The 22436-nt window shown below is 62.2% G+C and carries 14 protein-coding genes and 1 tRNA gene; 2 read left to right on the top strand and 13 right to left on the bottom strand.

The window, feature by feature from the left end:
- Nucleotides 1-123: 123 nt before the first annotated feature.
- Nucleotides 124-2511, bottom strand: a complete 2388-nt coding sequence (locus tag AB1792_00495) for a hypothetical protein (protein MEW5700699.1) — start codon at nucleotides 2509-2511, stop codon at nucleotides 124-126.
- A 764-nt stretch (nucleotides 2512-3275) separates the two neighbouring features.
- On the opposite strand from AB1792_00495, the gene AB1792_00500 reads away from it, so the two are divergent.
- Complete coding sequence (locus tag AB1792_00500; GenBank protein MEW5700700.1) at nucleotides 3276-3590, top strand: hypothetical protein; 315 nt, start codon at nucleotides 3276-3278, stop codon at nucleotides 3588-3590.
- 600 nt (nucleotides 3591-4190) lie between these two features.
- Here AB1792_00500 and AB1792_00505 read toward each other — a convergent pair.
- From AB1792_00505 to AB1792_00540, 8 genes are all read right to left on the bottom strand, one after another.
- The gene (locus tag AB1792_00505; GenBank protein ID MEW5700701.1) at nucleotides 4191-5621 is read right to left on the bottom strand and encodes a sigma-54 dependent transcriptional regulator; all 1431 of its coding nucleotides are present in this window, start codon (nucleotides 5619-5621) and stop codon (nucleotides 4191-4193) included.
- A gap of 242 nt (nucleotides 5622-5863) precedes the next feature.
- Complete coding sequence (locus AB1792_00510; protein MEW5700702.1) at nucleotides 5864-8023, bottom strand: GAF domain-containing protein; 2160 nt, start codon at nucleotides 8021-8023, stop codon at nucleotides 5864-5866.
- Nucleotides 8020-9399, bottom strand: a complete 1380-nt coding sequence (locus tag AB1792_00515; protein ID MEW5700703.1) for an ATP-binding protein — start codon at nucleotides 9397-9399, stop codon at nucleotides 8020-8022. Before AB1792_00515 ends, AB1792_00510 begins: the two co-directional genes overlap by 4 nt.
- 199 nt (nucleotides 9400-9598) lie before the next feature.
- Nucleotides 9599-10012 (bottom strand): cytochrome c maturation protein CcmE, encoded by a 414-nt coding sequence (locus AB1792_00520; protein MEW5700704.1) that lies wholly within the window; start codon nucleotides 10010-10012, stop codon nucleotides 9599-9601.
- Nucleotides 10009-10119 (bottom strand): CcmD family protein, encoded by a 111-nt coding sequence (locus AB1792_00525; GenBank protein ID MEW5700705.1) that lies wholly within the window; start codon nucleotides 10117-10119, stop codon nucleotides 10009-10011. Before AB1792_00525 ends, AB1792_00520 begins: the two co-directional genes overlap by 4 nt.
- On the bottom strand, nucleotides 10116-10796 hold the full coding sequence (ccsA, locus tag AB1792_00530; GenBank protein MEW5700706.1) for a cytochrome c biogenesis protein CcsA: 681 nt from the start codon (nucleotides 10794-10796) through the stop codon (nucleotides 10116-10118). Before ccsA ends, AB1792_00525 begins: the two co-directional genes overlap by 4 nt.
- A gap of 65 nt (nucleotides 10797-10861) precedes the next feature.
- On the bottom strand, nucleotides 10862-11521 hold the full coding sequence (locus tag AB1792_00535) for a heme exporter protein CcmB (GenBank protein ID MEW5700707.1): 660 nt from the start codon (nucleotides 11519-11521) through the stop codon (nucleotides 10862-10864).
- A gap of 192 nt (nucleotides 11522-11713) precedes the next feature.
- Complete coding sequence (locus AB1792_00540) at nucleotides 11714-12370, bottom strand: ABC transporter ATP-binding protein (protein MEW5700708.1); 657 nt, start codon at nucleotides 12368-12370, stop codon at nucleotides 11714-11716.
- Nucleotides 12371-12599: 229 nt separating this feature from the next.
- Between AB1792_00540 and AB1792_00545 the strand changes: the two genes are divergently transcribed.
- On the top strand, nucleotides 12600-15500 hold the full coding sequence (locus AB1792_00545) for a protein kinase (protein MEW5700709.1): 2901 nt from the start codon (nucleotides 12600-12602) through the stop codon (nucleotides 15498-15500).
- A gap of 474 nt (nucleotides 15501-15974) precedes the next feature.
- Here AB1792_00545 and dmeF read toward each other — a convergent pair whose 3' ends face one another.
- From dmeF to nifJ, 4 genes are all read right to left on the bottom strand, one after another.
- Nucleotides 15975-16892, bottom strand: coding sequence for a CDF family Co(II)/Ni(II) efflux transporter DmeF (dmeF, locus tag AB1792_00550; GenBank protein MEW5700710.1), 918 nt, complete (start codon nucleotides 16890-16892; stop codon nucleotides 15975-15977).
- A 198-nt stretch (nucleotides 16893-17090) separates the two neighbouring features.
- Nucleotides 17091-17165, bottom strand: a tRNA-Glu gene (locus AB1792_00555).
- A gap of 123 nt (nucleotides 17166-17288) precedes the next feature.
- Nucleotides 17289-18287, bottom strand: coding sequence for a dihydroorotate dehydrogenase-like protein (locus AB1792_00560; GenBank protein ID MEW5700711.1), 999 nt, complete (start codon nucleotides 18285-18287; stop codon nucleotides 17289-17291).
- A gap of 204 nt (nucleotides 18288-18491) precedes the next feature.
- A complete protein-coding gene (gene nifJ, locus AB1792_00565) occupies nucleotides 18492-22109 on the bottom strand; it encodes a pyruvate:ferredoxin (flavodoxin) oxidoreductase (protein MEW5700712.1) in 3618 nt (1205 codons plus the stop codon).
- Nucleotides 22110-22436: the final 327 nt, after the last annotated feature.

The following is a 22436-nucleotide window of genomic DNA, read 5'->3' on the forward strand; positions in this document are numbered from 1 at the left end:
CCTTCAAAGTCACCCAGGTCGCCTGCATTCGCAAACTGCTGGTCATCCTGAATGCGATGGTCCGAGACGGAGTACATTGGCAGCCCAATCACGCCTGAACCGCGTGAAAAAAGAACACAGTTGCTACTTGATGATCACGATCTTGCCTATCTGTCGGCCCAGACGCGAATCGACGCGCCAGATGTAGATACCGGACACCACCGCCTGCGTGTTGCGCGAGATCAGGTCCCAGCCGACGATCGATGGGTACGTCGTCAGGAACGGATCGGGATGCAGAATCTTGCGGACCAAGTCGCCATCGAGCGTGTAGATGTTGATCTCCGCCGTGTCGGGCAAATTGATGAACCAGATGCGCCGGTCGCGCTCGTCCATCACCGGCTTGCCGGGTGCCTCATATCCCTCCCGATAGTAACTCGTCCAGTCGCCGAAGGCGTCCTTGAACTGGATCTTGTACGGGTTCGGATAGACCGACACCTGCAAGGCCGAGTCAATGACGACGTCGGAGGAGTACAGCAGATGGCAGTATTGGCTGTTGGCGTGGGGGGACCCTTCCAACGTGGTCACATTGCGGACATAGTCGCCATAGTCATAAGCGGTGATGGCGAAGTACAAAGGGATGGCGGCGTTCAGATTGTCCAGCGTCATCTCGTAGATGCCATAACTGAGCGTGTCGGCATCGATGATCGTGTCGCGCTCGCCGACTTTCTGGATCAGATTGTCCTCCCAACGGTCCGCGCCCCAGTAGCGGTTACCCCGGTTGGCGGCCTCGGGTATCCAGTAGGAATAGCGCAAGCGCGGCGTGATCTCGATGATCTCCCCATGCACGTCGACCACGGTATCGATGATCGTGTCTCGGTAGGCGGATTCGAAGGACGGATGTGAATGGTCCAGAGGATCGAATCCCGGATCGTCCATGGCCGCGCGCCATTGATCGATGGTCAAGGGATAGGACATCTGTTTCCAGTCGTTGGTCTTGGACTGGTAGGCCCATCGGGTGAAGTCGTCCGGTTTATCCCAACTGGCGATCAGTTCGTATTTGTCATCGACGTCGAAGCGCGACGAGTAGACCCGGTATCCCTCCCAGTCGCGCTTGCGCGAGAGCTGGTCCCGGCTGGTCTCGGGGATTGCCCCATTCCAGCGGAGGGTGATCTTGTGCGGCGCGGTTGAGAATTCGAACGGCGGCGAGGGCGGCGCCTGCGGTCCGGCCCAGTCGGGGATGCCATCGCCTTTGTACCAGACGGTGTCGCAGACCGTGCCGGTGGTATTGCAGTTTGTGAGATGATATTTCCCCCGGTAACCATCGCCGTCGGTGTCGACACCGGGAGTGTCGAAGAACCAATCGATGGAGCGCGCATTGGTGAACAGTTGCGAGAAGTCGAGCCGAGCCAGGTAAGGGTCAGGGTCGATAGGTTCGAATCTGTTATGGTAGTTTCCGGACTCGGTGTGGAGGTGCGGTCCAGCGACCAAGGCATACGTGAGCGGTACTGAGTCGCCAGGCGCGATATCCGGAAGAGGGCCGTACGAAAGGATGAAGTACGCACTTGCGCCTCCAGCCAGCGCTCGCCCGCCATCCGGCGTAGAAGGCGGGGGATTCCATCCACCTCCGGAGAAGTCCTCGGCACTCCTGACTTGGTCGTAATCAACCTCGCCGTTGGTCATGATAGCGTAACGGCTGCGGTCTCCGAGCGGCGTTCCCGGGGCTCCGGCGTAAGCCCCAAAATGGCGCTGGTACGAAGGCCCCCACTGGGCATTCCCAGAAGCGTAGTAGCCCCACCAGTTGAAGCCCATGCGTCCCCCCTTGGGAGCCCGCAGGATGCGGATGCCGATTGCCCCAGTTGGATTATTGTCGTTGTAGGGAGCAAAGGTGACAGATGGGTCGCCATCGTTGTCCGCAGCCCAAGCCATGATGAGCGAGTCCACGGTCCCGGCTACAATCCCGGGAATCTCAGTGAGAAGGCCGCAGAGATCGTCAGTATCCTTGCCGCCCAATGGTACTGTCTGGCTGACCGAGGGCGCAACCCACAAGCCGATGCAGCTGCTGGCGATTGGTTCTCCGGACACGTTTACGATCCAGTTGTCGACAATGATGCCTGGTGCTAACAGGCCGCTCCCAGCTGCCATCGTTGCCTGGTGTACTTCCACACCGATCGGTCGGTGAGTCCGTCGCTCGATGTAATCGATTCCTCCAGCAGAGCCGAAGGTACCGGTGTCGCTAAAGGAGGTGTAGTACTCCTGTTCGGCGACGGCGACGCTGGAGAAATGTGGGGATCCGAGCAGGGACGAGCTCTCACGGATCGTGTCCACGGGGATGAGCTCGTACTGGTACTCGTCGGGCCAAGTCGGCCAACCCGTTTCGCTCACAAGTGTATCAACGCCGCGCACGGCACCGAACAACAATCGACACCCATACAGGTAGTCGTTCCCCGATCCGGGAGGGAATTCAAAGCCGGGGACGCGATCGATTCCCAGAAGCTGCCGGTCCGTCCGCGCGAAGCCGTAGCCGGGCTCCATATGGACGCCCACTTGGGACGTGTTGCTAACGGAACCCCAGACATCTCCAGCGTGATGAATCCTCACGTCCTCTTGTGCCCAAGCGAGGTCCCTTGCTGCGGCTGTTTGTCGCGCCGAAATTTGATCACGCATAACTTGAGACCGCTTGGATTCAGTCAGTCCCTGCCCAGTCCAACTGAGAAGGAGGATCAGACTGGCTAACCTCAACGAGGCAACCCCTGTCGGTTGCGATAATGCGAGCATCAGCCTCCGAAGGTGGCCAAGTCCGCCTCTGCCTGCCCTGAGCGGTGGATTCCCGCGGGGAGATTGCTTGTCGATTCGAAGGCGGAACGGTGGCTTGTTGGGAGACATTGGCTTGCCCCCGGTACGGCCTGATACACAAAAATACGCGCGATGCCGGGAAATCGCTTGACAACCGAAGGGGCAGCACACAGATTGTGTCTAGTCATTATGATGCTGCCATGGAGAGGCGGCACGTGTTTGGCCAAGTGCTCACGACCAAGAGGGTCGCGGTTTGGGCCCCGCTTGCGCTGACCGTCATGGTCGCGGGATGGGTAGCGGGTGGCATAATCGGAAGGCAGCGGGCCGCGTCCATCCGGGCCGCGGAGAACGAGTTCTTTCGAGCCAGCCAGCAGCGTCAGTTGCTTCGGGATATCCGGGGCATATGGTTGCGACGCCCATTCCCCGACCTTTACGTGTGGTCGATCGATGGCAGGCGGTCGTTCGCCATACGTGATTCGCTTCCGTCGGGAGGGGTTATATTGATGGTGTCCCCAGCCTGCGGAGACTGTCTCGAGGCGCTGTACGGGATCCAGTTCGCCGCCTCAGCGCAGCGAGAGCGTCCGCTCTCGGTGTTGATACTCGCCGATCAGGCGCGCTTCGCCGACAGCCTGTCTGCTGCGATGATGCGGCACGGCATTTCGCTGCCGGTGTATTGCGATCAAGAAGAACGGCTGCGCCGTGAGTTTCACGTGACCACGACACCCACATACTTCGTCTTGGATTCAACGGGTTGCGTGGTCGACATGGGAGCTGGCAGACGATCAGCGGCGGATTTTGCAGAGTTAATGGCTGAGTAGGTCGAGTTCCGGCGGCTGTCGCCAGTGATTGCGGGAGGAAGGAGGGACCATGCGTAAGGAACGCCTTGCAGTGTCGATGATACTGCTTCTTCTTTTCGTCTGTTGTTTCTCCGCGTCAATGACGCTGGAGATTGCGCTGGCGTCGGACACCGGACGGTGCCCCTGCAACTCGTGCCAGGTCTGGTGTGCGTCCTATGATCCTCCACCGCCCGGGGGACCGTTGGGCGGCTTCGTCCAAGCACGGTGCACACGGTATCCTGCTTGCACCACATGCAACCTGCCTGACTCGCATCACCTCTGCATCGAGGCATTGGATTGTTACGAGTGCGACCCCTTGCCATAGCCTATCCGCACGTCACCCAACGGCCGTCGGAACTCACGCGCCGGGTCCAGGGACTGGGCCCGGCTCGGCGTTTTCATCGGGGGAGAGCTATCAGGATGCTGAAAACTCCATCCAACATTGTCATTCTGAACCCCGCCGCTCTTCGGCGGGGTGAAGAATCTGCTGTCTTCTCATAGGGTAGGGAAAGCAGATGCTTCGCTTCGCTCAGCATGACAAACCCGCTCTTCCGGCGTTCTGAGGTACTTTTCAGCACCCTGCTACAACTCCGAGCGCGACAGACCGTAATCCTTGATCTTGTACAACAGCGAACGGTAGCTGATTTCCAAAACGTCGGCGGCCTTGCGACGGTTCCAGTTGGTCTTGCGCAGCACTTCCGCGATCAACGCCCGTTCCTCGCGCTCCACCGCCGCCCCGACCCGCACCTTGAGCGAGTAGCCACTGGTGTCAGGACCCGGAGCATACGTCGGCTGCATAGAGGGAGCCGATACCGGCGTGAATCTGGTCGGCACCGCTCGGCCCACGAGTTCGTCGATCACCGACTCGTCGTTGCGGACGACGACCTGCTTGATCAGGTTCTCCAACTGCCGCACATTCCCCGGCCACGCATAGGCCATCAGCTTCTGCATGCCCTCTGAGGACAGCCCGGCAAAGGGACGGTTGTACGTGGCCGTGTACTTGTCGAGGAAGTGCTTCACCAACAGCGGCACATCCTCCATGTGCTCCCGCAAGGGGGGCAATAGCAGCGTCATCTCATTGAGCCGATAGTAGAGGTCCTCGCGGATTTGCTGCTGGGCGATGGCACTTTCCAGGTCGCGGTTGGTGGCGCAGAGGATCCGCACGTCGACCTTGATCGTATTCAGCCCGCCGACACGCACGAACTCCTGTTGTTCCAGCACCTGCAACAGCTTGGACTGCAATTCCAGCGGCATTTCGCCGATTTCATCGAGGAAGATCGTCCCCTTGGTGGCCGCTTCAAAACGCCCCTGCTTGGTGCGGTTGGCGCCGGTGAATGCGCCCCGTTCATACCCGAACAGCTCGGCTTCCAACAGATCGCGGGGGATCGCGGCGCAGTTGACCTTGGTGAAGGGGCCATTGGCGCGCCCCGATTCGGCGTGCAATAGGCGCGCCACGACTTCCTTGCCGGTGCCGCTCTCGCCGCGAATGAGCACGGTCAGCTCACTGTCGGCGATCTCCTCGAGGATGCTCTTGACCTTCTGCATCGCCGGGGAGTCGCCGATCAATGTCTCGAAGCGTGTCCGCAGGCGCTCCTTCAATTGCGCATTCTCGCTGCGCAGGGCGCGTGCTTCGAGCACTTTGCGCAAGTGCAACTCGACTTCCTGCGGATCGAACGGCTTGCTGATGAACTCCGCCGCGCCGAGCTCCATCGAGCGCACGACCGTTTCTGTCTCGCCATGTCCGGAGAGCATGATCACGTCGGTCTGCAACTGCGCTGTGCGCAGGCGCTCCAGGACCTCCAGCCCCGACATCCCCGGCATCTTGACGTCCAACAGGATGAGCGGCGGTTTCTCCTGCGAAGCGCGCTGGATCCCCTCGAAGCCGTCCGAGGCGGAAATCACCTCGAATTGCCCGGAGAGGCGCTCCGAGAGTATCCATGGGACCTTCGGATCATCATCGATCACGAGGAGCTTGATCGCGTCGTCGGGAGTATTCTGCGGCTTCGTGTTCATATCACCAGCACCATGGTGCCGTCCGGCGGCACGGTTGCATCATTATGGTTATCGGCTGCGCTGTGCAGGGGTTGACCCAATTCCTGCAAGAGGACCGTGGCATCAGTCACGGATTCCCTCACCCTGACCCTCTCCCGGAGGGAGAGGGCGAACACAACCTCTCCCCTCGGGAGAGGTCGATCCGTCCGGGGGACGGATCGGGTGAGGGAGCTCTTCCGTACTCTCGTTTCGTTGATAGACCCTCAGCGCACCGGCAGGCGCAGCCGGAATGTCGTCCCCACGCCGGGGGTGCTCTCCGCGACAATCCGCCCGTCGTGGGCGCGGATGATGCGCTCAACGATCGCCAGCCCCAGGCCGGTCCCCGATGACTTGGTCGTGTAGTACCGTTCGAAACAGCGGGCCACCTCGGCCGGGGTCATGCCGGTGCCGGTATCGGTGATCGCCACCGTGATCTGTTCGTCGCCGTCCGGAAATTCCGGCTCGGCGGTCACAGTGAACGTCAAACGGCCGCCGTCGGTCATCGCTTCGATCGCGTTCATCAAGACGTTCAGCAGGGCTTCGGTCAACTGGTTCTCGTCGCAGAAGATTGGCCGCAACGCGGGGGGGATATTCGTTATTATCTCGATGCCGCGCTTCCGTGCCGTTTGATCGATCAGTGCCAGGGCGCGCAGGAGGAGGGGTCGTACGTCACGGCGCTCGGTGTGATATCGCTTGGGATTGGAGAAGTCCACGAGTTCGGTCACCAGCGTGGCGAGGCGGACGACTTCTTCCTCGGTGGCTGTGAGGATGGTCTGTGTGTCGTTGTCGGCCGGCAGTCGCCCGCGCAGGACCTGCAACGAACCGCGGATGTTGGTCAGGGGTTTGCGCAAGTCGTGGGAGATTTCCGAGATCATCTTCCCCATGGTCACCAACCGCGAGGCATTCCAGAGCGACCGCTGTCGGTCGAAGATGCGCTCGGCCTGCGACGCCACCAATCGCACCAACTGTTTTTCGGCCTCCTCGAACGCGTGCTGTTCGCTTCGGAGAATCACAAAGACGCCCAATGGTCGTTCGGCGGACCGAACGGGGGCGGCGAGGAGTGCGCCGGTCCCGGCGTCGAATGTCGTCCCCGAAAGCGCATGACGCAGCGACTGCGCCAACTGGTCGCGATCATTCCAGATGCCGGAATCGGGCGCGCATGCGGGTGCCCCATCCGGGTCGGCAAAGGTCGCATGGGCCGTGTCGGCCCCCAGTCGCAGATTCCCTTGGCCGCTCTCCCATTGCCACCATTGCAGACGTTGATTGGGAATCAACTGCTCCAGACAGGCGAAGACTGCCATCACCATCTGATCGGTGCGTTCGACTCCGGTCAATCGCTCCGACAACTCGTGCAGAGCCATGACTTCGCCCAACTGCCGCCGCACACGTTGATAGTGCGTGGCGTCCTCGATCGCCATGGCCGCCTGTGCGGCCAACGTGGTCAGCAGGCGGAGATCTTCCTGTGAAAACGCCTCGGTGCCCCGCTTGTCGGCCAAACAGATCACGCCGACGATGGCGTTGGGTGTCTTGAGCGGAGCGCTGACCAGTGATCGGGTCTCAAACTGCGGTCGGTTGCAGCGGGCAAACCGCGGGTCGGTCTCCACGTTCTCGATCAGCACCGGCTCGCCGGAAACGGCCACGGTCCCGGCGATCGATTCCCCCATCGGGACCGAGATGTTCAAATACTCGGAGGCAGCGCGACCGCTGGCCGCCGCGACCGTAAGGACCCCACGTTTATGGTCCGCCAGCATGATGGAGCCATGTGTGGCGCCGATCACGCCGGTGGCCAGACGCAGAATCGCCTCGAGCAGGCGCGGCAACTCGGCGGTCGTCGACAGGGCAGCGGATACCTCATGGAGGGCGTTGAGTTCCGCGACGCGATGTGACAGGGCGCGGTGAGACTCTTTCAGTTCCTCCAACATCCGCCGGCCGGCCAGTTGCAGACGCCGTTGCTTGACCGCGCGTGACACGGTCAGGTGCAGTTCATGCGGATCGATCGGTTTGATGAGATAGTCGTACGCTCCCTCGTTGATCGCCGCCACCGCCGATTCGACCGAGGCGTAGGCCGTAAACAGAATGACAGGTCTCTCCGGGTCTGCCGCTCGTGCCGCACGCAGCACGTCCAGACCGCCGCCGCCCGGCATGCGCACGTCCGCCAGAACGACGTCGAACGGTTCAATGTCTAACAGGGCGATCGCCTCGCGGGCCGATTGTGCCCCGACCGCTTGGTGCCCTTCCCGCGCCAGGAGCTCGCAGACGGACGACGTCATGCGTGGCTCATCGTCCACGATGAGGATGCGACCGGTGATCCGTTCGCTGCTCGAAGGGAGGGACGGGGATGGCCCCGTGAGCGCCTCAAGGTGTGCTGTGTGCGGCTTGTTCATGATCGTGACTCCGCCGGCGAGAGGGCATCGGGTCGGCATTGCCCGACTGCCGCACGAGGCAGCCGGAGCGTGAAGATCGCTCCGTGTCCCGGGGCCGGGATGTTCGCCGCTTCGATACTCCCTCCGAAGCCATCGACGACGCTCTGACAGATCGACAGGCCCAGGCCGGTTCCTTCCCCCGGTTTCTTGGTCGTGGTGAAGGGGGCAAATAACGTCTGCTGGATCACCGGATCGATTCCCGGCCCTTCGTCGGTGAATTCCACGATGACCCAATCGCCCTCACATCGGGCCATGATGGACAACGTGCCTCCCGCGGACATCGCATCCCTGGCATTCAGGAAGAGATTCAGAACCACCTGACGGAGCGATTCACTCTCGCCCGCGGCCGGCGGCAACGACGGTGGCATGTCTGAGGTGATGACAATGCCGTGCTCCTGCATCTGCGGCGCGATGGACCGCCCCACGTCCGCGATGATCTCACTGAGATCGACCCGAGGCGCGACGTCGCGAACCGGATGAAAGGCCCCCAGAAGCCCGGCGACGACACGCTCAATCCGATAGACTTCGGCCGCGATCACGTCCAGCCGTTCGGCATCCACCGAACCCACGGCAATCGCCGGTCGGATCAATTCGAGGTGATTGCGAATGATTCCCAGAGGATTGCGAACCTCGTGGGCAATGGCGGCCGACAGGCGACCCAACGCCAGCAGCTTCTCGGTTCGAGCCAATCGCTCCTGCGTGCTGAGAAGTTCGGCGCCCATTTCGCGCTCGCTTTCATAGAGCCGGGCGTTGTCCAGGGCGACGGCGAATTGCTCCAAGAGCAGCCCCAGGAACTTCTCATCGTCGACGGTGAACGCGGTGCGATTGAGCTTGCCGGACAGAAAAAGCACGCCCGCAAGCTCTCCGCGCGCGAGAATCGGTGCCACAACCTCGCACCCGTTGCGATGGAGGCGTTCGACATCAGAACTGCCTCCGGCAGCGCTATTGTCCAGTGTCCGATACATGGCCGGTCCCTGACGCCGCAACAGCTCCTGCGCGAGGGGTGAGTCGACACGCACGTGCCAGTCGCCGACCGGGACATCGTCCCACCCCACGGCGCGGCAGCGTGACAGGGTGCCGTCTTCTCCCGGCCCGGCGACGACCACCGCGGCACGACCAACGCCCAACTGACCGACCGATGCCAGCAGTATCCCCTCCAGCAACGCGTCGGTGTCCGGTACGGCATGGAAGCGCCGCGCGATGTCGAAAACGGTGTGCAGGTCGAAGATCTGACGCCGCAGATCGGCAATCAATCCGATATCGAGCGCCGACGCGGCGCCGTTCTCAGCAGTGTGCGATACGGACGGCATCGTGGGGGATGATCGATCCGTTGGCATAGCATGATCCCGACCGTTATCCGGACGCAGGCGTCGGCAGCGGCCTCACCTCTCTGGTCTGGTTATCGGCAGTTTGCGGCCCGGTCTGTGTGACCCACGAGACTAACCGAGTTGGACGATTCGGGTGTGCAAGTCGACGCATCAGGCAGAAAAAAAGACGCCCCGAAGGGCGTCATCAGAATCCCATCGCAATGATGACCTACACGGTGTCTTGCACCGCTCCCGCGTGTGGATTGGTCTCCCCGGCCGTTTCCAACCCCTGATACTTGGAGGGGCACTTGACCAACAACTGCTCCGCCTCAAAGACACCGTTCACGTATTGGCCTTTACACACCACCGAATTGGCCTGATCGAAGTTCCCCGGCGTTACGCCGCGATAAGCCACCGGCAGCGATTGCCCCGCCTCGTCCACGATGGCAAAACGCAGCATCCCGGCGGTATGGTCGTATCGGACTTGGCTGCGGTCGATGGTCCCCATCACCTGGCAGGCGCGATCCAACTGCCGCGCCTCGGCGAAGCCGACATATGGCGTCAGCGATCCCCGGAAAGCCGTGAAGCCGACGATCCCGCAAATGACGATGATCCCGATCCCGATGACGTAGCGTTTGTTCATGCGCTGTCCTTCCGGCGGGGGAGACGACGATCCAATCGGATCAAGTACAGGACGATCCCCGCCCAGGTGATCAGAACGCCGATCAGTGCCGTGGTGTTCCCAGTCATGACTTGGCCTCTCTCATACCGATTTCCTCATGTATACGCGCCGCCGCCGTCCCCAGTTGGAGCAGCCAGAGATAGAGCAGGAGGAAACCGATTGTCGACGTGACGAACACGACCGCCACCTGAGCCGACATCGTCGGCTTGGTGGCCGCCGCCGTGACCACCTGGTTGGCGTCCTCGTGCAGCGACCGATAGAGCCGCGGCAGGACGAAGAACAACAAAGGGGAGATCGCACCCCCAAAGATCAGATAGACCGCCGACAGCCGCCTCCGGGCCTCGACATTCACTGTTGCCTGCCGTAGCGCGAAGAAGGCGCCATAGAACAACACCAGCGCGAACAGGAACAACTGCCTGGGGTCCCAGTTCCAGTAGGCCCCCCACGCCTGCTTGGCCCACAGCGACCCGGTGATCATCGCCACCACCGAGAAGATCATTCCCAGTTCCGCCGACGTCGCCGCGACCCGATCGTGCGCGGCCGCGCGCGTGCGCAGATAGGCGATGGCAAAGGCCGCCGCGACCATGAACGACAGGAACGACACCTGCGCCATCGGCACATGGAAATAGAACAGCCGCGAGGCATCCCCGCCCGACGCCATCGCCGTCAACGGCGGCGGCGTCAGAAACGCCGCAACAATGACGGCAGTGATCAGAATGACGGCTCCGACTTTGACGAATATCACGCTTGCCCTCCCCGCCCAATCAGGGTCCATCTAACCTGGAACATACATCGTCTTGGCCACCAACTTCAATCCCGCCACACAAACGGGAACAGCAGCCACCCCGCGGTCGTCGATATGACCGCATAGGCTCCGAGCACGAGGAAAGCGTCGCCGGTGGCCGTTTCGCTCCGCCCGCCCAAGCAGACTTCGCACACGCGAATCGCGGTCACCAACAAGGGGAGAAGGACCGGAAAGGCGAGCACCGAGAACAAGGCGCCTCGCACATTGGCCGCTGCGATAAGTGCGCCCAGGAGCGTCGTCGTCGACACGAGGCCGATCCCTCCAAGCAAAAGGGTAGTGATCCAGATTCCCCAATGCGTCATAGTGACGTTCAGCATCACGACGAACAGCGGCGTCAGCACGATCTCCAAAAGCACGATGAGCAGGAGGTTGAATCCCCACTTGCCGAAGAAGACCGCGTCATCAGGGGCGGTGAGTTTCAAGAACAGCTCGGTCTTCGTCTCGGTCTCTTTCACGAATGTCTGTGCCAGCGACGACAGCGCCGAAAAGAACAGGATCACCCAGAAGAACACCGCGGCCAGGAGCGGTGAAATACCGGCGCCGCCGGTCGCAAACGACAACGCCGTCAGCGTAACCAGGGCAAACAGGAAGAGCGCGTTGACGGCGTACCGGGTGCGGTACTCCGTACGGACATCCTTGCCGAATATGGCCCAGATCTCCGTCATCGGAATGGTCTTATGCGCACCGACTCATGACTCTTAGCGACATGACCATCGCATAAAGTAGCCCTCACCCCGACCCTCTCCCTGAGAGGGAGAGGGGGGTGATAACCTCTCCCTCCGGCATGCCCTGAGCGAAGTCGAAGGGGAGAGGTCGATCCGCCGTAGGCGGATCGGGTGAGGGTGCTCTTCGCATGTTCATGCCCTTGCGCCCATCACCAGCCGCTCCTGCGCTCGTTGGGCCTCGTCCGGATCATTGGTGGCGATGACCAGCGCGGTCTGCCTGCGGGCCAACGCCGCCCACACCCGTTCGCTCCCATCCACATCGAGCGTGGTCGTTGGTTCATCGAGCAACAACAGCAACGGCTGCTTCAACAGCGCCGCCGCCAGCTTGAGCCGCTGCTTCATCCCCGAGGAGTATGTTGCGACTCGATCGTCGCCGCGCCCGCCCAGGCCGAATTCATCGAGAGTGTCGATCAGATCGCTCCTTTGCCGCCGCCATTTCCCGACACGATTCGCAAAGTCGAGATTCTCAAGGGCCGTCAACTCCTCGTAGAGCGCCAGCTCCGGTGAGACCAGGCTGGTATGTCTATGCCATTCCCGGGAGTTGACCGGTTGCCCATCGATCCGGTGGTGAACCGTGCCCGCGTCAGGGCGGGTCAATCCGGCGATCATCTTCACCATCGTGCTCTTCCCGGACCCATTGGGACCGACGATCGCCAGCGACCCGCCGGTGGCCAGTTCTATCGTGACATCCCGGCAGATCACCCGTCGCCCGAAAGACTTGGACAGGTGTCCGAGGTCCAGGGCGAATCGCCCGCCGCTCTCATGGGTCGTCAGATGATGCGTAGACATCGCAGTTCTCCGGCATTAGACGCAACATCGCCGGGCCGGAAGAAGTACAATGTACTTGGTTCCGGCTCCGTGGCGAGAAGAAATCGGCCTGAGCGGCGGCTGCATGAACAGGAGTCCAAGATGCGGATGATCCTATTGACATCGCCCCGGCGGATGAGGTGATTGGCTCGGGTCACGACGGCGATGCCTATGGGAAGATGCCGGATGGCCGCAGAGATCGGAGAATGTCATGATTGGACAGACGATTCAGCACTATCAGGTGACGGCGAAATTGGGTGAAGGCGGAATGGGGGAGGTGTATCTCGCCACCGACACCAAATTGGGGCGCAAAGTGGCGTTGAAGTTCCTTCCCCGCGAGTTCGCCACCGACCCGGAACGCCGGCGACGTTTGGAACTGGAGGCGACGGCCGCCTCGTCACTGGACCATCCGAACATTCTCACGATCTATGAAATCAATGAACATGATGGGCACCCGTTCATCGCCATGGCCTATGTCGACGGCGTGACATTGCGCGACAAACTGGACGCCGGGCCCCTGACCTTGGCGAAGGCCATGCGCTATGGCGTTCAACTCGCTGCGGCGCTCGGTGCGGCCCATGCGCGGGGTATTGTGCACCGGGACGTCAAGCCGGACAACGTGCTGATTGGGGCGGACGACCGGGCACGTCTCACCGACTTCGGCCTCGCCAAGTTGAAGGAACCGTCGGGGCTGACGAATCGCGGCGCCACGGTCGGGACCGTCGGCTATATGTCGCCGGAACAGGCCCAGGGGATGGATGTCGATGCGCGCTCCGACATCTTCTCGCTGGGCGTGATGCTCTACCAGATGCTCACCGGCAAGCTCCCCTTCGCCGCCGAGCACGCCGCCGCGGCCCTCTACTCCATTGTCCATGAAAACCCCGCCTCTATCCGCGAGGTCAATCCCGATGTTCCGTCAGAGGCAGCGGGCGTCGTCGAGAAAGCGCTGGCCAAGCGACCCGACGATCGTTACCCCGACGGCACTGCGCTGGAAGGCGACCTGCGGGCGATCGCCCGGGCCTTGGAGTTGTCGCGCATTTCGTCGGGGCAGATTCCCCTGGCACGCCCCAGCCGACGATTGCGCGTCGTCTGGGCCGCGCTCGGCTCATTGGCCGTGCTGGCGGGGCTCGTCTTGGTGCTGGTGCCGCGTTTGTCGCGCACAACGGGAGGGATCGAAGCCCGAGCCCAGGAAAACACCCTGGCGGTCATGCACTTCGAGAACCTCAGCGACCCCAATGACACCGCCCGGGTCGGGGATGTCATCACCGAGCTTCTGACCACCGATTTGTCCGGGTCGCAATACGTCAAAGTCGTGTCCAGCCAGCGGCTCTATGACCTTGCCAAGCAGGAGGAGTCGGCCGACGGCCGTGGCATCGGGCGCGAGCAAGTCACCCAGATCGCGCGTAAGGCCGGGGCCACACGCATGCTCACCGGCGCCCTGTCCAAACTCGGAGGACGAACGATCATCACTGCCCAGATCTCCGATGTCTCGTCCGGCGACGTGATCGGCTCCGAGCGTGTCGACGGCGAGGACCTGTACGCGATGGTCGATGATCTATCCGTGCGCATCAAACGCCGCCTCGGACTGAGCGAGATGCAGGCGCAGGCGGGTGATCTACCCGTGGCCGAGGTGACATCGGCCAACCCGGAAGCGTACCGCGAGTACCTGCAGGGCATGGACCATTTCTATGCGCTCGATTGGGCGGATGCCCATAGGTCGTTCGATCGCGCACTGGCGATCGACTCGACCTTTGCCTTGGCCTATCTCCGCAAGGGGATCGCCTATTTCTCTGACGGGCAGCGGCAGAAGGGTATGGCCATGATGGCGGCGGCCGGGCGGCACATGGCCAAAGTCACCGGCTGCGACCGGTTGCTCTTGAAGGTGTTCGCCGACGATCTCATGCGCTGGGATCTGGAAGATGCTCTGCGCGACCTGAAGCGGGGCACCGTGGAATGTCCGACGAACAAAGAGGTGTTCTTCTGGGCGGGCAATCTCGCCTGGGACTTGAACCAGACCGACACCGTGATCGCCTACAGTCGTCGCGCCCTTGATCTGGATCCGGACTATCCCTTTGCTCTGCTGAATCTCGCCAATGGCTTGATTACCAAGAGGGATTTCGCCGCGGCTCGCCCGATCGTCCAGCGCTATCTGAAAGTCCGCCCCAACGACTTCATTCCCTACACGCTTCTGACGACGATCTTCGAACACCAACAGCAGTACGATTCGGCCCTTGCGACAGCGTATCGGGCGGTGCAGGTGACCCGTAACCGGTCCGCATATCAGAACGTCGCCGAGGTCCAGATGCGCATGGGACACCCGGACTCCGCCATTTTGTGGTGCGAAAAGATGCGTGCCAGCGATGACAATCCCTTCACAGATGTACTCGCCCTGCGGCTCATCGCCCAGGTGCACAAGGCGCAGGGACGCTTTGTCGAAGCCCTCCGGTTCTTTCAGCAGGCGGCCGCAACTTCGGACGCGGCGGGTCTCAAAGACCAGGTCGCTGCTGTGGAGATCAACATCGGCAACCTCTTCTATGACACGGAGCAGTTATCCGAGGCGCTCAGCCACTACGAGCGGGCGGGCCAGTTGGATTCGTTGAATCCGACCGGGTTGTCCCGTGCCGCGGGGGTCCATGCCGAGCTCGGGGAAACCCAGCGCATGACAGCGATCGTCGACGCGTTGGGGCGCCAGTGGAGTGGGCGGATCGATTCCTCATTCCTGCGTGCCTTGGCCCACGACGTGGCGGCGAGAGCGGCGCTGGCTGCCGGTCAGAATGACCAGGCGATTGACGGATTCCTCTTGGCCCGACGGCTTCGCAACGACACGACCCAAAGCCGCCTGCCTTTGGCCAAGGCCTATATCGAGGCCCAGCGATACGATCAGGCCATCTACGAGCTGATCGCGCTGCGCCAAGACACAGAGGCCAACTGGCCCAGCGGCGAGTACATCCGCAGTCTGTATTATCTCGCCCTGGCCTATGCCCGCTCCGGACGACCGCAAGATGCCCGTGAGACGCTGGAGCGATTCCTGGTCTTCTGGGGTGCCCCCGACTGGAAGGTCCCGTTGGTCGACAAGGCCAAAGAGCTTTACGCCGGCCTGTCCGCACAGTAGGGGGGCGTGTTGGAGAAGTGGCAATCGCCGTTCTTGGACCGACGCACGGGGCAATCAACTTGCGCTCGACCGACGCCAGTGATGGTGGCGCAGGCACTCTTGCCTGCGCACGATCGTGGGCAGACAGGAATGGGTGTGTTGAAAGAGCCACTGTTTCTGTGGCGCCGGGCGCCCACACCCGGCGCAAGTGGCTTCGCATCAGCGGTCGGGTGCAGGCACCCGACCGCATATGTGCAGAACCCGATGTCACATCGCGTCCTACCCTTGATGGGCAGAGCCCAACCTACGGAGACGAAGCTACTGAACAGTAGAATCAGTTGCATAACCCCAATGACTCGCTCTCAAGCGTCGTGGCGCCGGGTGCCCACACCCGGCGCTGCGGTCGAGTGTGGGCACCCGACCGCACAGAAATCGGGTTATGCAACTGGTTGTAGGGTGGGCTCTGCCCACCGTCTTGTCTCCCCCCAAGTGAGACTATTCGCACGGATTGACCTCGATTGTCACATGGGCCAGTGCCGCGATGCCGCTGACCAGCCTCCGGTAGTGTTGGGGCGGCTTCGGCTCGTCGGTGACCAGTGAGATAATCGCCGCCAGGTTGCCGCTGCCGACCTGCCAGACATGCAGGTCGGCAATGCGAGTATCGGAATCGGCCTCGATCAACTCGTGGATCCTGGCGGTCAAGCTGCCGTCGGGTTGGCGGTCGAGTAGGATGCGGCTGGTGTCGCGCAGGAGACCATAGGCCCAGACACAGATGACCGACGCGCCCACGATCCCCATGAGCGGATCCATCCACGCCCACCCCATGTACTTGCCGGTCACCAACGCGACGATGGCGGTCATGGATGTGAGCGCGTCAGCCAATACGTGCAGGTATGCCGCCTTTAGATTGTGATCGTGGTGCGGCGCATGGCCGTGTCCATTCTCATGGCGGTGCGGCCTCTGCCCCAGAATGGCGGCGCTGACGAGGTTGACCACAAGGCCCAACACGGCGACCCGGATCGCCCAGTCGAATTCGATGACCTTTGGGCTGACGAATCGGTGAATCGACTCTCCCGCCATCAGGACCGCGATCAGAGCGAGGAATACGGCGCTGGTGTAGCCGCCGAGCACTCCCACCTTTCCGGTCCCGAAGGTGTAGCGGCGATCGTCCTCCCTCCGCCGGGCGATCCGGTAGGCGACCACGGCGATGGCGAGCGCCGCCATGTGCGTGCTCATGTGCCAACCGTCGGCCAGAAGCGCCATCGAGTGGGTGAGGATTCCGGCGATGATCTCCACCACCATCACGGTGCCGGTCAGCGCGACGACGGCTATGGTCCGGTGCTCTGCGCCAGCGCCGGCCAGGTGGAAGCGGTGCGCGTGCTTCCATGGAGTGAGAGACTGCAGATGTGTCATCTTGTTCCCCGGTGTTTCATTGTCGCGCATTCCTCCGGACGGTTGTCAATTCGAGGCGGTCGAAAACCCGCCCACAGTATGACGGGAATCCACGTGTCACGTTTGAAGTCCGCAGACACCCCCTGCATCCTCATGCCGGATGGCAGTCGAATGCTTCATCGCATGCCATGTATCGGCAGAGCCCGGAAGGCAAGAAAGCGTCCCCAACGAGATTTGAACTCGTGTCGCCGCCGTGAAAGGGCGGTGTCCTGGACCGGGCTGGACGATGGGGACGTGGGTTCCGGCGCCGGCGGCGCGAACGCCCCTTATACGCCGCGATGGGGCGTCAAGTCAAGATGAAAGACAACGAGGACGATGCCGTTGTACGTAGCGGAGCGGTCGGGCAACGCCGCCCGCTCAATCCGGCGCTGGGACGCTGTGTAGCGCCCGCATGTACTGCGCGCGCTCATACGCCGCCGGATTCTCGGAGTGCTCGTGGCTCATGCTCCCCTTCATCTGCTGCACGGACTCATACTGATGCTCGTCCATCCACCGGCGCAGCCCGGTCAGGATGGTCGCGATCTGTCCAACGCCGTTTCGCAGCAGAGTGGAACAGAGCATGGTGACATCGGCGCCGGCCAAAAGCATCTTGAGCACGTCGAATTGATCATGGATGCCGCTGGTGGCGGCCAGACTGGCTCGCACCCGTCCGTGCAGCATGGCCACCCAGCGCAACGGCAGGCGCATGGCCTGGGGCTGGCTGAGAAGGACATGGGGCACGACTTCGAGATTGTCGAGACTGATATCGGGCTGATAGAAGCGGTTGAACAGCACCAGGCCATCGGCCCCGGCGTCGTCCAAGCGCCGCGCCATGTGTGCCATCGAGCTATAGTACGGACTCAGCTTGACCGCCACCGGGACATCCACATGGCTCTTCACGGCGCGGACGATATCCACGCAAGTCTCTTCCACCTGTTGCCCGGAGATCTCCGGATCGGCCGGGATGTTGTAGATGTTCAATTCGATTGCGTCGGCACCGGCCTCCTGCATCTGACGCGCCACCGACATCCATCCTCCCAGCGAATAGCCGTTCAAGCTGGCGATGATGGGGATCCGTGTCGCCTCCTTGGCCCGCCGGATGTGCTCCAGATAGCCCTCCGGTCCCAATGTGAACTCGGACGGCTCCGGGAAGTAGGTCAACGCTTCGGCGAAGCTCTCGGTGCCGTGGATCAGATGGTGATGGAGCTCGAGCCGCTCACGGCTCAACTGCTCCTCGAACAGCGAGTACAGCACGATCGCCGCCGCCCCCGCATCTTCCATGCGCCTGATGTTGTCGATCTCCTCCGAGAGCGGCGACGCCGACGGCACCAGCGGATTGGCCAGCGTCATTCCCAGGTAGGTCGTCGTCAAGTCCATGGTCGATGCTCCCCTGTTCCCTTACACACACTGATGATGGAGTTTCATTCGGGAGGGCGAAGCTTGTGTTTACCCTGAGCGAAGCGTGAGGGCTGAGCCGGTCTTCGCGCCCCAGATCATGTGCGGCTCGGCGGGAGCCTCGCCCTCCCTTTCACGATGTCGAGGAATCCCGCCGTTCATTCTGCGGTCGCTCTCAGTCGGTTCTTATGCCTTCACGGCCGCCGGCTTCTGTTCGTCCTTTGATCCGACTGCTTCACCGCCCCCCGGCTTCACTGGCGCCGCCAGGTGCTCGTACAGCCGCCACCGCTCCTCCATGTCGGCCTGCGCCTCCCGCCACAGCTCCTTGGCCTCCTCGGGATGACTCTTGGTCAGCATCTGGAACCGGTTTTCCATGCGCAGATAGTCGGCGACCTTCATCTTGGGCGCGCCCGAGTCCAGCACCAGCGGATTCTGTCCTGCCGCGGCGCGACGCGGATCATAGCGGAAGAGAATCCACTGCCCCGACGACACCGCCGCTTTCTGGTTTTGCAGCCCCCGCGTCATGTCGATGCCGTGCGCGATGCAGTGGCTGTATGCAATGATGAGGGAGGGACCATCGTAGGACTCCGCCTCCAAAAACGATCGCAGGGTATGTTCATCCTTCGCGCCCATCGCCACGCGCGCGACATACACGTTGCCATAGCTGGTGGCCATCAACGCCAGGTCCTTCTTGCGGCCGGGCTTCCCCGCCGCCGCGAACTTGGCGACCGCCGCGCGCGGCGTCGACTTCGACATTTGCCCGCCGGTGTTGGAGTAGACCTCCGTGTCCAGAACGAGAATGTTGACGTTGCGTCCCGATGCCAGGACATGATCGAGGCCGCCATACCCGATGTCGTACGCCCAGCCGTCGCCGCCGACGATCCAGACGCTCTTCTTCACCAGCATGTCGGCAATAGACAGAAGCTGCCGGGCGGAATCCGACTTGAGCACCGCCAACTTCTCCTTCAACCGTGCCACACGCTGCCGCTGTTCAAAGATCCCCGGCTCGTTCGATTGGTCGGCCCCCACGATGGCCGCCACCAACTCCGTGCCGACCTCGCTTTCCATCTGCCGCAGCAAGTGCGCGGCGGCCGCGGCGTGTTGATCGATCGTCAGGCGGAATCCCAGACCAAACTCGGCGTTGTCCTCGAACAGCGAGTTGGACCATGCCGGGCCGCGTCCTTCCGTGTTTTTCGTGAACGGCGTGGTCGGCAAATTGCCGCCATAAATCGATGAGCAACCCGTGGCGTTGGCGATCAGCGCCCGATCACCGAACAACTGCGTGAGGAGCTTGACATATGGCGTCTCGCCGCAACCGCTGCACGCCCCCGAGAACTCGAATAACGGCTCCAGCACCTGCGACTGGCGCACGGTGCCGTGGTTGACCCGATCGCGGTCGAGCTCGGGAATCGCCAGGAAGAACTCCCAGTTGGCACGCTCCGGCTCGCGCAACGGCAGTTGCGTCGCCATGTTCAGCGCTTTGAGGCGCGTCTGCGTCTTGTTCTTCGCCGGGCAGACATCGACACACAACCCGCACCCGGTGCAATCTTCCGGGGCGACCTGGATCGTGTATTTCAGCCCCGCCCACTCGCGGTCTTTGGCATCGACGGACTTGAAAGTCGGCGGCGCACCGGCCAGATGCTTCGGATCATAGACTTTGATCCGGATCGTGGCGTGGGGACAGACCATGGCGCACTTGCCGCAGTAGATGCACACGTCCGGATCCCACACGGGTATCTCCTGCGCGATGTTCCGCTTCTCCCACTGCGCGGTGGCGACCGGAAAGGTCCCGTCACAGGGCATCGCCGAGACCGGAAGTTCGTCGCCCCGACCGGCAATCATCATCGCCGTCACGTCACGCACAAAATCGGGCGCGCGATCCGGAACCACCGGCGGCAACTCAATCCGGCTGGTGACTGCCCCCGGGACCTTGACCTCGTGCAGATTGGCCAGTGTCTGGTCGACCGCGCGGTAGTTCATCTGCACGACCTCGTCGCCCTTGCCCCCGTAGGTCGACTGAATCGCGCCCTTGATGCGGGCAATCGCCTCGTCACGCGGGAAGATCCCCGAGATGGCGAAGAAACAGGTCTGCATCACGGAGTTGATCCGTCCCCCCATCCCCGATTCGCGCGCCACCGAGTAGGCATCGATGACATGGAAGCGCAGCTTCTTGGCCACGATCCCTTCCTGGATCGTACGCGGCAGGTGATCCCAGACTTCGTCGGGGCCATAGGGGCTGTTGAGTAAGAACACCCCGTTTGGGGCGGCGTATTGCAACACGTCATACTTCTCGAGGAACACGAACTGGTGGCAACCGACAAACTGCGCCTCGCTGACCAGGTAGGGGGAGCGGATCGGCTCCGGTCCGAATCGCAGATGCGAGACGGTTACCGAGCCGGCCTTCTTCGAGTCATAGACGAAGTACCCCTGGGCGTAGTTGTCTGTGCCCTCGCCGATGATCTTGATGCTGTTCTTGTTGGCGCCGACCGTCCCATCGGCTCCCAGACCATAGAAGATGCCGGAGAAACGTCCCCGGCTCTTCGGTTGATAACTACCGTCGTAGTCCAGCGACGTGTGCGTCACATCGTCGTTGATGCCCACCGTGAAGTGATTCTTGGGGCGTTCCCGCCCGCATTCCTCCAGCACCGATTGGACCATCGCGGGCGTGAATTCCTTCGATGAGAGTCCATAGCGTCCGCCGATCACTCTTGGAACGGTCCGACGAATCGGCTCGGCACTGTCCTGATCCTCGCGCAGCGCCGTGACCACGTCGAGGTAGAGCGGCTCGCCCACGCCGCCCGGCTCCTTGGTGCGATCGAGCACGGCGATGGCACGTACACTCTCAGGCAGCGCCCGCACGAACGCGTCGCCGGCAAATGGTCGGTACAGCCGCGGAATGACAACGCCGACCTTTTCTCCCCGGGCGACCAGATCATCGACCGTCTCCCATGCCGTTTCCGCTCCCGAACCCATGATCACGACCACGCGTTCGGCGTCGGGCGCACCCTGATAATCAAAGAGCCGATAGCGCCGTCCGGTGAGCTCGGCAAATCGGTCCATCGCCGTCTGCGTGATCTCCGGGCAGGCGCTGTAGAAACGGTTCACCGTCTCCCGCGCCTGGAAGTAGACATCCGGGTTCTGAGCGGAACCGCGCAGCACCGGATGATCGGGGGAGAGCGCGTTGCGGCGGTGGGCCAGGATCAACTCGTCGTCGATCATCGCGCGCATCGTCTCGACATCGAGCATGCGGATCTTCTGTACTTCATGCGACGTGCGGAAGCCGTCGAAGAAGTGCAGGAATGGTACGCGCGACGCCAACGTCGCGGCCTGGGCGATCAGGGGAAAGTCGTGCGCCTCCTGGATCGACCCCGAGGGCATCAGCGCAAAACCGGTCGTCCGCACCGCCATCACATCGGAATGATCGCCGAAAATCGACAACGCGTGCGCCGCGACGGCGCGGGCGGCAACGTGGAACACCGTCGGCGTCAACTCGCCGGCGATCTTGAACATGTTCGGAATCATCAGCAGCAGCCCCTGCGACGATGTGAACGTCGTCGTCAGCGCCCCCGCTTGCAGTGCCCCGTGGACCGCGCCGGCGGCTCCCGCCTCGCTCTGCATCTCCACGACGCTCGGGATGCTCCCCCAAGCGTTCGGATCTTTCGCGGCCGACCAGGCATCTGACAACTCCCCCATGGGGGAGGATGGCGTGATCGGATAGATGGCGATGATCTCGCTGAGATGATACGCGCTGTATGCGGCTGCCTCGTTGCCGTCGATGGTCTTGTATTCGCCTGGCATGACCATTGTCCTTTCGGAGGTCGCGATTCGACCCCATCAACTGTCTGCCGCGCCCAAGCTGGTACCCCGACGAAGCACCTGCGGGCGAACGGTGCAATCTACGACCCCAAGGGCCGCGAACGATGTCAAAAAAGACCCCGCCGTCGATCCCATGACACAGTAAGCAGATCGGCCGGTCGCCGGCGCCGGCGAGCCGTCGCGACCCGTCAAAGCGGATGAAAGCAGTGTGCTTTGTTGAGCGATTTTGTCGTATATTACGGCTGGTTCGGGTGGTTGGGACGTGTTAAGTTCCATTGTCCTCGGTCAGCGGCAATTGCGAGGCGGGAGTGGAGC

This window comes from Candidatus Zixiibacteriota bacterium (assembly GCA_040752595.1).
Lineage (GTDB): Bacteria > Zixibacteria > MSB-5A5 > WJJR01 > WJJR01 > JACQFV01.